This is a genomic window from Deltaproteobacteria bacterium (genome assembly GCA_005879535.1).
Classification (GTDB): domain Bacteria; phylum Myxococcota; class Myxococcia; order Myxococcales; family 40CM-4-68-19; genus 40CM-4-68-19.
In genome coordinates, this window is the sequence record VBKI01000053.1 from 26,268 (window position 1) to 39,449 (window position 13,182).

At 70.0% G+C, this 13,182-nt stretch carries 9 protein-coding genes and 6 pseudogenes; 8 read left to right on the forward strand and 7 right to left on the reverse strand.

Annotation, left to right across the window (positions count from 1 at the left end):
• Nucleotides 1-2 precede the first annotated feature (2 nt).
• Nucleotides 3-263 carry an acyl carrier protein gene (locus E6J58_07260; GenBank protein ID TMB39218.1) on the forward strand — a complete coding sequence of 87 codons (261 nt, stop codon included), beginning with the start codon at nt 3-5 and terminating at the stop codon, nt 261-263.
• Here E6J58_07260 and maiA read toward each other — a convergent pair whose 3' ends face one another.
• Both maiA and E6J58_07270 read right to left on the reverse strand, forming a co-directional pair.
• Entirely contained in the window at nt 264-890 is a 627-nt protein-coding gene (maiA, locus tag E6J58_07265; GenBank protein ID TMB39219.1) for a maleylacetoacetate isomerase, read from the reverse strand.
• Nucleotides 887-1,870, reverse strand: coding sequence for an NAD-dependent epimerase/dehydratase family protein (locus E6J58_07270; GenBank protein ID TMB39220.1), 984 nt, complete (start codon nt 1,868-1,870; stop codon nt 887-889). The genes maiA and E6J58_07270 overlap by 4 nt, the downstream gene beginning before the upstream one ends.
• A 118-nt stretch (nt 1,871-1,988) precedes the next feature.
• Here E6J58_07270 and E6J58_07275 point away from each other — a divergent pair.
• The 4 pseudogenes from E6J58_07275 (at nt 1,989) to E6J58_07290 (ending at nt 5,318) form a co-directional block, all read left to right on the forward strand.
• Nucleotides 1,989-2,831: pseudogene (locus E6J58_07275) on the forward strand (polyketide synthase).
• A 303-nt stretch (nt 2,832-3,134) separates the two neighbouring features.
• Nucleotides 3,135-3,545, forward strand: a pseudogene (locus E6J58_07280) (hypothetical protein).
• A 123-nt stretch (nt 3,546-3,668) separates the two neighbouring features.
• A pseudogene (locus E6J58_07285) lies at nt 3,669-4,634 on the forward strand (acyltransferase domain-containing protein).
• A gap of 231 nt (nt 4,635-4,865) precedes the next feature.
• Nucleotides 4,866-5,318: pseudogene (locus E6J58_07290) on the forward strand (acyl carrier protein).
• A 409-nt stretch (nt 5,319-5,727) separates the two neighbouring features.
• Here E6J58_07290 and E6J58_07295 read toward each other — a convergent pair.
• A pseudogene (locus E6J58_07295) lies at nt 5,728-5,910 on the reverse strand (hypothetical protein).
• On the opposite strand from E6J58_07295, the pseudogene E6J58_07300 reads away from it, so the two are divergent.
• Together E6J58_07300 and E6J58_07305 are read left to right on the forward strand one after the other, a co-directional pair.
• Nucleotides 5,844-6,488: pseudogene (locus tag E6J58_07300) on the forward strand (SDR family NAD(P)-dependent oxidoreductase). The pseudogenes E6J58_07295 and E6J58_07300 overlap by 67 nt on opposite strands.
• An 888-nt stretch (nt 6,489-7,376) precedes the next feature.
• Nucleotides 7,377-8,765: an aminotransferase class I/II-fold pyridoxal phosphate-dependent enzyme gene (locus tag E6J58_07305; protein ID TMB39373.1), complete on the forward strand. Its 1,389-nt coding sequence runs from the start codon at nt 7,377-7,379 to the stop codon at nt 8,763-8,765.
• Here E6J58_07305 and E6J58_07310 read toward each other — a convergent pair.
• Together E6J58_07310 and E6J58_07315 are read right to left on the reverse strand one after the other, a co-directional pair.
• Nucleotides 8,762-9,403, reverse strand: coding sequence for a response regulator transcription factor (locus tag E6J58_07310; protein TMB39221.1), 642 nt, complete (start codon nt 9,401-9,403; stop codon nt 8,762-8,764). The genes E6J58_07305 and E6J58_07310 overlap by 4 nt on opposite strands.
• The gene (locus E6J58_07315) at nt 9,400-10,494 is read right to left on the reverse strand and encodes a hypothetical protein (GenBank protein TMB39222.1); all 1,095 of its coding nucleotides are present in this window, start codon (nt 10,492-10,494) and stop codon (nt 9,400-9,402) included. The genes E6J58_07310 and E6J58_07315 overlap by 4 nt, the downstream gene beginning before the upstream one ends.
• Nucleotides 10,495-10,562: 68 nt before the next feature.
• Between E6J58_07315 and E6J58_07320 the strand changes: the two genes are divergently transcribed.
• The gene (locus E6J58_07320) at nt 10,563-11,282 is read left to right on the forward strand and encodes an ankyrin repeat domain-containing protein (GenBank protein TMB39223.1); all 720 of its coding nucleotides are present in this window, start codon (nt 10,563-10,565) and stop codon (nt 11,280-11,282) included.
• Between the two features lie 255 nt (nt 11,283-11,537).
• Here E6J58_07320 and ubiE read toward each other — a convergent pair whose 3' ends face one another.
• Together ubiE and aroF are read right to left on the reverse strand one after the other, a co-directional pair.
• Entirely contained in the window at nt 11,538-12,224 is a 687-nt protein-coding gene (gene ubiE, locus E6J58_07325; protein TMB39224.1) for a bifunctional demethylmenaquinone methyltransferase/2-methoxy-6-polyprenyl-1,4-benzoquinol methylase UbiE, read from the reverse strand.
• A complete protein-coding gene (gene aroF, locus E6J58_07330) occupies nt 12,221-13,078 on the reverse strand; it encodes a 3-deoxy-7-phosphoheptulonate synthase (protein TMB39225.1) in 858 nt (285 codons plus the stop codon). Before aroF ends, ubiE begins: the two co-directional genes overlap by 4 nt.
• Nucleotides 13,079-13,182 lie beyond the last annotated feature (104 nt).

Sequence of the window (13,182 nt, forward strand, 5' to 3'; positions counted from 1 at the left end):
GGATGGGCGAGAGGATCGACGTCATCGAGATGTTCAAGCAGGCGGCCTTCGAGGTCGACAATCGTCGCCTGCCCGACCTGAAGGCGGATACGCCGATCGCCACGCTGGGGATGGACTCGGTGGCGGTGATGGAGCTCGTCGCCTGGTTCGAGGAGAAGCTCGGCGTCAGGATCCCCGACGAGGAGCTGTCGAAGATCCGCACCGTGCGCGACCTGCGCGACACGATCGCGCGGCTTTCGCCGGATAAGCAGTTCGCCGCCTGATCAGCGCTGCCGCTGATCAGGATGGGCCTTGGCGAAGGCGTCGAGCTTCATGCAAGCGTCGTAGATGCGGCGCGTGCGCGGGAAGCCGGCGATGTCGACCTTGTACCGGATCGCGTTCGCCACCTGAGGCACCAGGAACACATCCGCCGCCGTGGGCGCATCGCCGTGGCAGTACGGTCCGCTCTCCGGCAACGCCGACTCCAGCCCGCGGAAGCCCTCGTGGATCCAGTGCGCGTACCAGCGGTCGCGCGCCGCATCGTCGGCCTTCAGCTCGCGCGCGAGGTAGCGCAGCACCCGCAGGTTGTTGAGCGGATGGATGTCGCAGGCGACGAGCTGCGCGATGGCGCGGACGCGCGACCTCGCCAGCGGCTCTTTGGGCAGCAGCGGCGGCTCGGGATGCGTCTCGTCCAGATACTCGACGATCGCCATCGACTCGAAGAGGAACTGTCCCGGCGCGAGCTCCAGCGCGGGAACGGAATGCATCGGGTTGACCCGCCGGTACTCCTCCGTCAGGTGCTGGTTCGCCCGCAGGTCGAAGACCACCGACTCGTACGCGAGGCGCTTGAGGTTGAGGGCGATGCGGACGCGGAACGCAGCGGAGGAGAGCACTGCTTCGTAGAACTTCATAGCCACCCCTCGGCGCGGTACCACTTCACCGCTTCCTGCACTCCTTGTGCCCACTGCACGCGCGGCTCCCAGCCGAGCTCGCGCCTCGCGCCCGCGCCGGAGCAGACCCAATGCGGCTGCGTCAGCTCGTTCACCTTGTCGAGCGTCAGCATCTGCGCCGTATTGGTCATCTTTCCCCAGAGCTGCGTCGCCGCTGCCGCCACCTTGACGACGCCGAGCGGCATTCCAAAGCGCACCAATGCGCGGCGGCCGAGCGCAGTCTCGATCTCCTTGAGGGCGTCACGCCAGACGTAGACCGAGCCATCGTCGACGAAATAGCTGCGGCCAGAGGGCACGCCCTGCGCGTGCAGCACCCGCACGACCGCCGCCGCGCAGTCTTCGACGTAGACGACGCTGAGCGTGTTCGTCCCGTCGCCGGTCATCGGCAGCACGCCGTTGCGAACGGAGGTGAAGAACGCCAACGTCTCGCGGTCGCGCGGGCCGTAGATCAGCGGTGGTCGCACGACGGTGACGTGAAGCCGGTCCTTCGCCGCCAGCACCGCCCGTTCCGCCTCGAGCTTGCTCCGCCCGTAGTGCGTAACCGGCCGGGGCTCGACGTCATCGGCAACCGGCGTGCCGTCGGTGCTCGGTCCCACGGCCGCAAGCGACGATACGTACACGAACCGCGGGACGGGCCGGCGCAGCGCCGCCTCGAGCAGGTTCCTGGTGCCCTGGGTGTTCACCTCGAAGAACTCCGCTGGCCGCCGCGCCTTCACGATGCCAGCCACGTGCACGACGGCGTCCACGCCGTCCACGGCCGCGCCGAGCGACGCGCGATCCTCGATGGCGCCGGGAGCCAGCTCGACGCGCGGCAGCCTGTCCAACACCTTCCGCTCGCTGCGCGGGCGGACCAGCGCCCGGACTACATGGCCTTCCGTCGCCAGCCGCTCAGCGACGAACGACCCGAGAAAGCCTGAACCCCCGGTCAGCAGGACCCGCATCGCGCGCCCGTATAACCCAAGTGGCCGCCGGACGGCGGAAAAGGTCGAGAAGAACGATCCTTGACGTGTAGCATCAAAGGGCCTTAAACGTCGCTCGGCAGGCTGTTTTGGAGGCGGTTTGGAGATAGCGATCGTCGGGCTGGGGTGCCGTTTCCCCGGCGCCCGGGACCCACTCGCGTACTGGGAGCTCATCCGCAGCGGCACGGTCGTCTTCCGGCCCATCCCGGCGTCGCGCTGGGACCATTCCCGGTTCTACGACCCGACCACCCGCGTTCCCGACAAGGCGTACATCGACAAGGGCGCCTTCCTCACCGACGAGGAGCTGCGGGAGTTCGCCTCGCTCCACTATGGGATCGCTCCACGGCGGATCCAGGTGACCGACCCGCAGCACCGGCTGCTGCTCGACTGCGTGAGCTCCGCGCTGCAGGACGCCGGGTACGAGCGACGCCCTTTCGAGCGCACCCGCGCCGGCGTCTTCATCGGCGCGAGCGTCAGCGAGCACAAGGAGTTCCTCCTCTCCCGCATCCGCGCCGTGCAACTCTTCGACGGCGCCTTCGGGCGCGCCCTTTCCGGACCGGAAGCCGACAACCTTCGCGACGCGCTGATCGAGCACGTGGTGCCGATGCGGGCCTTCTCGATGCCCGGCAACCTGCTCAACATGGCCGCCGCCATCGTCGCCCAGACATGGGACCTGGGCGGCCCCGCGCTCTCGGTCGACGCGGCCTGCTCCTCGGCGCTGGTCGCCACGCAGCAGGCCATCGTCAACCTGCGCGGCGGCCAGATCGACCTCGCGATCGCGGGTGGGGTGTACCTGAACCTGCTGCCGGACAACCTGGTGTGCTTCAGCCGCATCGGGGCGCTGTCCCGCCGTGGTGAATGCCGTCCCTTCGACGCCGGCGCCGACGGATTCGTGATGGGCGAAGGCGCCGGCGTGGTGGTGCTCAAGCGCCTCGACGACGCGGTTCGCGACGGGGATCGCATCTACGCCGTGGTGAAGGGAGCGTCGGCGAACAACGACGGCCGCAGCGAAGGGCCGATGACGCCGCGCCAGGGCGGTCAGCTCGAAGCCTTGCGGATGGCATATCGCGATGCGGCCATCTCTCCCACGAGCATCGGTTACCTCGAGGCGCACGGAACTGCCACGACCGTCGGCGACGTCGTCGAGGTGGGAGCGTTGCGCCAGCTCTTCGACGAGGCGGGATGGACGGCGGGCGGCGGCATCCGCACGGCGCTCGGAAGCGTCAAGGCGAACATCGGACACACCATGTCCGCGTCCGGCATCGCGGGTCTGATCAAGACGGCTCTCGCGCTCCACCACGGAAAATTGCCGCCGCAACCGGGTGTCGCCGAGGAAAATGCGAAGCTCGAGCTGGGAGCCGGGCCGTTCTTCCTGCCGAGAGCCGAGACGCCGTGGGAGAGGAACGGGCGTCCGCGCCGCGCCGGCGTCAGCTCGTTCGGGTTCGGCGGCACCAACGTGCACCTGGTGCTCGAGGAGGCGCCGCAGCCGGCCCAGCCTCGCCGCACGCTTCCCGCGCCGGGCAAGGCGCGCGCCGAGCTGTTCCTGCTCGGCGGCGCTCGCGCCCCGGTGGTCGCGAAGTTCGCGCGGCAGATCGCTGCTTCCCTCCCCGGTCTGAGCCGCGAAGGGCGCTCGTTGGCCGACGTGGCGTACACGCTCTCGCAGCGCACGCACGGCGATGCCCGGCTCGCGCTGGTGGCGGACTCGTTCGACGTCCTCGCCGAGAGACTGCTCGCGTCCGCGGACGCGCTGGAGAAGCGCGGCGACGGCGTGGCGGACCGGATGGCGCATCCGGAGCCCTCGGTCCCCGTCCAGCTCTTTCCGGGCGCGGTGTTCGCGCAGGGGCCGTTCGAGAACCGGAAGGTCGCCCTGCTCTTTCCCGGCCAGGGCGCGCAGAAGGTCGGGTTGCTCCGCGAAGCGTACGAGCAGATACCAGCCTTCCGCGAAAAGCTCGATCAGCTCGATGCGTCCATCGCCGACCTGCATCCGCGCATCGGCGGATCGCTGCGCGGCTTCCTCCATGCGGAGCCGTCCGCGGAGGCCGAGAGACGCCTGACGCGCACCGAAGTCTGCCAGCCGGCGATGGCCGCCGTCGGCCTTGCCCTCCACGCGCTGCTGCACAAGCTCGGCATTGGCGGCGACGTCGCGGTCGGGCACAGCCTGGGCGAATTCGCGGCCGCGGGCGCAGCCGGATTGATTGGCGCGGAAGATGCCGTCCGACTGGTGTCACAACGCGGACTGGCCATGGTGGACTTGCCGCTCGCCGACGCGGGGGGCATGGCGAGCGCTGCCGCGTCTGCGCAGGAAGTCGCGGATGCGCTGCGCGGTATCGACGGAATCGTCGTCGCCAACCTGAACCACCCGAATCAGACGGTCATCTCGGGAACCACCGCCGCCGTGAACGCCGCGAGCACGAAGCTGACGGAGCGCGGTATCGCGGTGACGTCGCTGGACGTCTCGCACGCCTTCCATTCGCCCTTGATGGAGGGAGTCGCCGACACCATGCGCGCCCTGGTCGCCGATCTGCCGCTGGATCGCGCGGCGATCCCGGTGGTCAGCGCCATCACCGGCAAGCCCTACGCCGGCGACGAGCGCGACGTGTGGGTGCGGCACGCGACGGCGCCGGTAGACTTCGTCTCCGCACTTCGGGCGACGGCGGCGCTCGGCGCCCGCATCTTCATCCAGGTCGGCGCGGGCGGCGTGCTGACGTCCTTCGTGCGCGCGACGCTCCCCGAGAGCGAGCGGACGGTGAACGTGTCCTTGGCATCCCGCGAGGACGACGGCCTGCAGCAGCTCGCTCTCGCGCTAGGGCACATCTGGGCAGCGGGCATCGAGCTGAACGCAGCCCCGCTCTTCGAGGGACGGGATGCCGGGCTCATCACCTTGCCGCCCACAGCGCTCGATACGCAGCCGTACTGGGTCGTCGAACGCCCGCAGGTCCCCGCAGAGCCGTTGCGGCTGCCCACGGCAGCGCAGGAGATGACGCAGATGGATCCGTTGGTGGCGCTGTTCCGCGAGCAGGTCGCTCTGTTGCAGCAGCAGGCGAAGGTGCTGGAGCAGCAGGCAGCGGCGCTGGCTGGAAAGGGAGTGGCGCTGCCGCAGCTCCCGGCGATCCCGCAGCTTCCGCAAAGCGCGTCGGCAGCACCGCCGGCGTCCCGGCCTGTCGAGCTCGCCGCCGCCGAGGCGGTAAAGCCGTTACCCCCGTCCGAGGAGCGGGTGGCGAAGGCGATCTTCGCGTCCGTCGCCCGCATCAGCGCGTTTCCGCTGGAGGCCATCAAGCCCTCGCAGACGCTCGCCGGCGATCTCGGCTTCGACTCGCTGATGACCGTCGAGCTGGACGGCGACGTGAACAAGGCGTTCCCGGGCTCCGGCGGACTGCCGCGGAACCTGCTCGGGCCGCAGACCAGCGTACAGGACATCGTCGAGCACGTGGCGCGGGCCGTCGCGCAGCCGCATGCGCCCATCGCTCCGGTGCTTTCGCCCATCCTCGGCGAGATGGCGAGCGAAGGGCGCGAGCTGCTTCCATTCGCCCCCTCGTTCGTCGAGGCGAATCTCGGCACGCCGGCGGCGGAGAACCCGTTGCCCAAGCGCCTGTTGCTCACGCGCGATCCGCTCGGCGTCGCGGACGCGCTCGCCGCGCTCCTCAACGACAATGGCCACGACGCAATCGTCGGCGAGCCTGGAGACCCGCTGGAGAACATCGGCGGCGTGATCCATCTCGCGCCGCTCGGCCGTGGGGAGTCGGAGGTCGAGCCAGGGTTCAAGGCGGTGCTGGAAATGCATCGGCTCGCGCGGGCGCAGGCCGGGGCCGCCTCCGGCGGCACGTTCGTGGTCGCCGTCCCCGGGACCGACGAGATCGACGCCGCCCTGGCCGGCTACGTGAAGGCCTTGGCGCGCGAGCGCACCGACGAGCTGGTCAAGTGCGTCGAGTTGCGCAGCGGGGACGGAGCTGGGGCCATGGCGAACGCGCTGTTCGCCGAGCTGCGCTCGGGCAACGCCGCCGCCGAGGTGCGCTGGGCAGGCGGAACGCGATACGAGCCGGATCTGGTGCCGGCCGCAACCGGCGAGCCCGTCGAGATCGGCTCCGGCGACGTCGTCCTGGTGACCGGTGGAACCCGTGGCATCGGGTTCAAGCTGGCGCAAGCGCTCTCCGAGCGGGGAGCGGCGGTGGCGCTGGCAGGCCGGACGCCCCCTCCGGCGCTGCCGCCACGGGCCGTATTCGTGCAATGGGACGTGACGAAGCCGGCGGCAACCGCTCTCGACGACGCGCGGGCGCGGCTGGGAAAGTTCACCGCCATCGTGCATGCCGCCGGAATCACCGAGGACGGTCCGGCCGCGGATGCGCGGGACGAGTCCGTCGAGCGCGTGCTTGCGACGAAGGTCGCCGGTTTCTGGGGCGCGGTCCTGGCCACGATGCAGGATCCGATCCGCGCCGTGGTTGCGGTTTCGAGCTGGGCGGGCCGCTTCGGAAACGCCGGGCAGACTTCGTACGCCGCCGCGAATGCGGCGCTGTCGCACGCCGTTGCGTCGCTTGCCCGCAAGCGCCCTGGCGTCCGGGCATCGTCCCTGGAGTATCCGCCCTGGGAAGGGACGGCGATGGTGGCGAAGATTCCGCCGCTCGTGCGAGCCGCGCTCGCCGAGCAGGGGGTGCCGTTCATCGACGACGCAGCGGGGATCGCGGCGTTCCTCTCGGCGCTGCGCGGCGGCTGGTCCGGGCCCGTCCTGCTTGCGCACTCTCGTCCCGCCCGCCGGATTGCGCACAAGGTTCGCATGCAGGTGTCGCGAGCCGAGCATCCGTACCTCGAAGACCATCAGCTCGCCGGTCAGCCGGTGCTTCCCCTTGCGGCAGCCCTCGACGTCGCCGCGTATGCGGCGGCGGAAGCGATCGGCACCTCCGGAGCGCCGCTCCTGCTCCGCGATTTCCGGCTGCGTCAACCCATCCGCATCGCCGACGCCGCCCAGTTCACCGTCTCCGTGAGTGGGTCGAACGAGCTGGCCGTGTCGCTGTCCTCCGCTGCTGCAGGAGCGCCGCGGGCGTTCTCGCGCGCCCCCGCTTACACGGCATTCGTCACGCCCGCCGCCGACGTCGCTTCCGCCTTGAGCTCCGCCCTTCCCGCCCCGGCAGCGATGGCTCTGCCCGAGCTGCCGATGACGCTGGACGAGTTCTACGGCGGCTTCACCTTCCACGGTCCGCGGATGCGCGCGATCGAGTCCATCGAGCAGATGTCGCCGCAGGGCATCGTCGGTTGGGTGCGGACGAGCAAGCCGGCCAACTGGATCCGCAATCCGCACCGGTCTTCGTGGACCGTGGATCCGCTCGCGGTCGACGGCGCGTTCCAACTCGCCGCGTACTGGGCGTGGTCCCACCTGCAACGGGCGGGGTTTCCCATCGGCATCGAGGAGTTCGTCCAGGTCGCTCCGCTGGGCGAGGGCCCGGTGCGCGCCTCGCTCACGCTCGAGCAGAGCGGCGGCGACGAGGTCCGCGGCACCATCGTGCTGCAGTCGCGCGACGGCAGGGTGGTGGCCGTTGCCCGCGGCGTGCAGGGGGAGTTCAAGCACCGCGATCCGCGCTTCCTCATCGGCCGCACCTCGCCGCTGAAGACGGCTCCCCCGGCTCCGGAGCCGAAGCCGCCGGCGGTCGACGAGGCGACGTATCGCATCGAGCAGTTCCCCGAGGTCCAGGAGCTGGAGCAGCGGCTCGGCCTCGCCACTGCGTTCGGCCTGCGCAATCCGTACTTCAACGTCCACGAGCGCGTCACCAACGACACTTCGGTGATCGGCGGCCGGACGGTGATCAACTGGTCCAGCTACAACTACCTTGGCCTGTCTGGCGACCCGAACGTCACCCGGGCCGCGCAGGAAGCGGTCGCGCGGTACGGCACCAGTGTCTCCGCGAGCCGCGTCGCCTCCGGCGAGAAGCCGCTGCACCGCGAGCTCGAGCAGGAGCTGGCCGCGCTGCTCGGCACGGAGGACAGCGTCGTCACCGTGTCCGGCCACGGCGTCTTCGTCACCACCATCGCCACGCTGGTGAAAGACGGCGACCTCGTGTTGCACGACGCGCTGGCACACGACTGCATCGTCTCCGGCGCCAAGCTGTCGGGCGCGAAGCGCCGGCCGTTCCCGCACAACGACTGGCGCGCGCTGGAGAAACAGCTCCAGCAGCTCCGGCCGCACTACCGGCGCGTCCTCATCGCCATCGAGGGCGTGTACTCAATGGACGGGGACTTCCCCGATCTGCCGCGCTTCATCGAGCTGAAGAAGAAGTACGGCTGCCTCCTCCTGGTCGACGAGGCGCACTCCATCGGCGTGATGGGGAAGACCGGAGCTGGAATCGGCGAGCACTTCGGCGTGAACCGCGCCGACGTCGACCTCTGGATGGGGACGCTGAGCAAGAGCTTCGCCTCCTGCGGCGGCTACGTCTGCGGCAGCAAGCAGCTCGTCCAGTTCCTCAAGTACAGCGCCGGTGGTTTCGTGTTCAGCGTGGGCATCTCGCCGGCGAACACCGCCGCGGCGTTGGAGGCGCTGCGGCAGCTCAAGGCGCATCCGGAGAAGGTGGCGCGCCTGCACGAGCGGGCGTCGCTGTTCCTCCGGCTGGCGAAGGAGAAGGGAATCGACACGGGCTTCTCGGCGGAGAGCGCGGTCATTCCGGCCATCCTGGGGAACTCGCTGCACGCGCTTCAAGTCAGCGATGCCCTCAAGCAGCGGGGAATCAACGTGCAACCGATTCTCTACCCCGCCGTCGAGGAAACCGCGGCGCGCCTCCGGTTCTTCTGCACCGCCACGCACACCGAGCAGCAGATCCGCGAGACCGTGGAAGTGCTGGCGGAAGAGATCGCGCGGGCGCGGGCCGAATCCGGCGAGGCGACCGGTACGGCTTAAAGAAGTCGTAGCGAAAGCGCCTTCAGCACCGCGCGCGTGCGGTCGCGCACCCAGAGCTTGCCGAGAATGCTGGCGACGTGGTTCTTCACCGTCCGCTCGGCGACGCCCAGCGCGTCGCCGATCTCGCGGTTCGAGTAGCCGCCGGCCAACAGCCGCAGCACTTCCCGCTCCCGCGCGGTGAGGTCTTCCCTCACCTCGTCGTGTCTTTCGCCCGTTTGCAACGAGGCGAGGCCGCGCAGCACCGTGTCGCTGACGGCGGGTTTGAACCAGGTTCCGCCGGCGGCGACGGCGCGGATGGCCTCGCCGAGCTCCTGGGGCGAGGCGTCCTTGAGCAGGTAGCCCCGCGCTCCGGCCCGGAGGGCGGCGAGGAACGCGTCCGCGTCGTCGAAGGTGGTGAGGACGATGCAGCGGATCGGATTCGCGTCCGCCCCCAGCTCGCGCAGGACGGCGATTCCGTCGGCGCGCGGCATGCGCACGTCGAGGAGCGCGACGTCCGGCCGGCTCCGGCGCAGCATCTCGACCGCCTCCGCGCCATCGCGCGCCTCGCCCTCGACGCGCAGGCCGCCGTCCAGCTCGAGCACCCGGCGGAGCCCCTCGCGGACCAGGGTTTCGTTCTCCACGATGGCCACGCGGATCACGAAGCGCTCCGCAGCGGCACGCTCGCGCGCACGGCGAAACCGGCTCCGGAGTCGACGGTCAGCGTGCCGCCTGCCGCCTCCACCCGCTCCCGCATTCCCCGCAGCCCGTTTCCCGTCCGCAGCTCGGGTGCTCCTTCTCCGTCGTCGCGGGCGCGCAGCTCGAGCATGCCGTTGCGCTGCACGAGCTCGAACCAGAGGTTGCTCGCGGATGCATGGCGGGCGGCGTTGGTCGCGATCTCCTGCGCGCACCGGAGGATGGCGGTGGCGCAGAGAGGATCGCGCACGGAAAGCGAGGCGGGCGCCTCGACATGGATGCGCGGGGTGGGAAGCTCCTCGGCGATGGCGCGCAGCGCGACGCAGAGATCGACCCGTTCCGGGTCGCGCAGCTCTTCGACGGCGCCGCGCACCTCCGCGAGCAGGCCGCGGGAGAGATCCCGGGCGGCCGCCAGCGCTTCGCCGCTGCGGTCGGCGACCTCCAGGTTGAGCCGCAGCGCGGTCAGATGGTGGCCGAGGCGATCGTGCAGCTCGCGGGAGATGCGCAGCCTCTCCGCCAGGCGCTCGTTCTCGAGCTGCAGCTCCTGCGTCCGCGCCAGGCGCCACATCCCTTCCGCCGCGAAGTACGCGAGCAGCTGGAAGCCCAGGTACGGTGGGGCAAGGAGCAGCGCCGCTCCCCGGTTCCAGTGGATGGCGATGGCGGCGAACAGCGCCGCGCTCTGAAGGGCAATGGCGGCGAGACCTGCCCGGCGCGAGGTCCTTCCTCCGAGTTGGAGCGCGACCAGCACCAGCAGCGCGCCTTCGAACCCGTCGCACAGGATCAGGACGAGCGCGATCACGGCCGCGGCCTGCGGAACGATCCAGAGCAGCCGTCCGGTGCGCAGCGCCAGCGCGAGAACGACGCCGAAGGCGACGTATGCCGCGGACCATGCGGCAAGCCGCCATGGCTCCTGCGCGCCACGGATGAAGATCGGGAGCCCGACCATCACCCAGACCGCGGCGCCGCCTGCCGCGATGAGCCTGCGCAGCTCCCTCGGCATGTCCGGAGCATACGCTGGGCGCTCCCGGGCGCACATGGGCCTGAAGGACCACGCCACGGATCGCACTTCGGGACGATGTGGCCGGCCCGGGGCCGCGGCTACGAGGAGAGCAAGGAGGAACACACATGCTCATGGCCATGGTTCTTGCTGCCGCCGATCCCGCCGACTTCCTCGCCGCCGTGCGGGCACTGGACCTTGCACGCGTCGAGCGGCTGCTCGAAGACGATCCGTCGCTCGCCTCCGCCCGCGACGAGAAAGGATCCGCCGTCGCTGCAGCGCTCGGCGCACGTCGCGGCGAAGGGTTCGTGCCTCGCCGCCAGAATCGCGTCCTCGACGCGATCCTGCGGCGTCAACCCCGGCTCGCGGGCTGGGAAGTCTCCGCGGTCGGAACCGCAGAAGACGTCCGCGCGCAGGTCGCAGGTGATCCCGCCTTCGTCAAGAGCGTCGCACCCAACGGCTGGACTCCGCTGCACGCCGCGGCCTTCGCCGACAACGCCGCGACGGCGGCCATCCTGCTCGCTGCGGGCGCGGACGTGAACGCGCGGGCGAAGAACAAGTTCGACAACACGCCCCTTCACGTGTCGATGCTCTCGCAGTCGTCGGAAGTGGCGAAGGTGCTGATGGCGCACGGCGCCGAGATCGATGCGCGCATGTCGGAAGGCGCCACTGCCCTGCACGAGGCGGCCATGAACGGCGACGCCGTCTCGATCCGGATGCTGCTCGACGCCGGGGCGGATCCGTCGCTGAAGATGCCGAACGGCAAGACGGCGCTCGATCTCGCCCGGAAAGGAAAGCATCAAGAGGCGGCGCGCGTCCTGCAGGCGGTGTCTGCCAAGGTGCGGTGACAGCGCGGTCGGAAGAGGCGGAGCGCGGCCGCATGCTGGTCTGCTACTCTCGGTCGGGTGCCGTCCGGGAGAAGGCAGCGATGAACAAGACTTTGGCAATCCTCATCGGAACATTGCTTGGCTGTGCGACGTCGCAAGGCCTGCAGGACAACGTGCAAGACAGGCCCACCAGCACCACCGTGCTCATGAACGGCGCCGCCCGGGACGACACCTCCACGAAATGAAGCTTGCGTGGTCTCTGCGCGCCAGGTCGACCTACTTCACGCCACGGTAGACGTACGCCGTCCCGAACGTCAGCGGGTGCGCCTCCGTGGCGCTGAACGCGTCCGACTCCCGCATCACGCCGAGGAACTTCTCACCCGCGGGAAAGGCCGCCGCCGTCCGGGGCAGATACTCGTAAGCGGCGCGGTTCCCCGTGAGCAGGCCCCCCACTACCGGCATCACCCCGCGGCTGTAGGCGCGGAAGAGCGCGCCGAAAGGGCCGCGCGGCTGGCCGAACTCGAGCACGATGACGCAGCCGCCGGGCTTTACCACCCGCGCCATCTCCCGCAGGCAGAGCAGCGGATCGTCGACGTTGCGAATCCCGAACGCGATCGAGGCGACGTCGAACTGTCCGTCCGGGTAGGGCAGCGCGAGAACGTCGGCGACGGCGAACTTCACCTGAAGGTGCGCCTTCGCCGCCTTGGCCGGAGCGCTTTCCAGCATCTCGGCGCAGAAGTCCGTCCCGATCACCTCGCCGCCGGCGCCGACCGCGCGCTTGAACTCGAGCGCCAGATCTCCGGTGCCGGTGGCGCAATCCAGCACGCGCTGTCCCGGAGCTGCCCCCGAGAGATGGACTGCCGCCCGCCTCCAGCCCTTGTGAATGCCGAGCGAGAGCACTTCGTTGGCGGTGTCGTAGCGCCGCGCGATCGAGGCGAACATCTCGCGCACTTCGGCGCTCATCGCGCGACCGCCCGCCGATCTTCTACGGGACGCCATAGCTCGCGCCCCACCGCATTGAGAACGGGCGCGAGCCGCGCCATGAGCGTCCTGAGGTCGTCAGGGAGCAGGGCCTGCTCGCCGTCGCTCAGGGCCTCGGACGGGCGCGGATGGACCTCGACGAGCAATCCGTCGGCGCCCGCGGCTGCGGCGGCGAGGCTCAACGGGATCACCAGCTCGCGCCGCCCGGACGCGTGGGAAGGATCGACCATCACCGGCAGATGCGTGCGCTGCTTCGCGATCACCACCGCCGAAAGGTCGAGCATGTTCCGGGTGGACGGCTCGAAACCGCGGACGCCCCGCTCACAGAGAATGACCTGATCGTTTCCACCGGCGAGGAGATATTCCGCCGCGAGCAACCACTCTTCGACCGTGGCGGCGAGACCGCGCTTGAGCAGGACCGGCCGCCGAAGCTGGCCGAGCGCCTTCAGCAGCGGGAAGTTCTGCATGTTGCGGGCGCCCACCTGGAGCAGCGCCACACCGTCGAAAGCAGGCAGATCGGCGGGCTCGAGCACTTCAGTGACGACAGCCAACCCTTGCTCGCCCGCCGCGTCGAGGAGCAGGCGAACTCCCCGCGCACCGAGTCCCTGGAAGCTGTATGGACTCGACCGCGGCTTGAAGGCGCCGCCTCGCAGCACCGGACAGCCCGCCGCGGCGACCAGGCCAGCAGCGGCCTCGATCTGCTCTCCGCTTTCGACGGCGCACGGGCCCGCCATGACTACGAACGCCGGGCCACCCACAGTCACCCCGGGGGCGATACGGACCCTAGTGCCCTGCGGCCGATGGTCGCGGAGCACCAGCGACGGCCCTGAGGTCATGGGCGGCGTCCTCGCTGCGTCTCCGGGATGCGAATCTGTTGCATCAGAGGTTTCAGAATGTTTTGAAACAAGTGTGGTATAGCGGGCCCCCCCGGGGCCGGCAA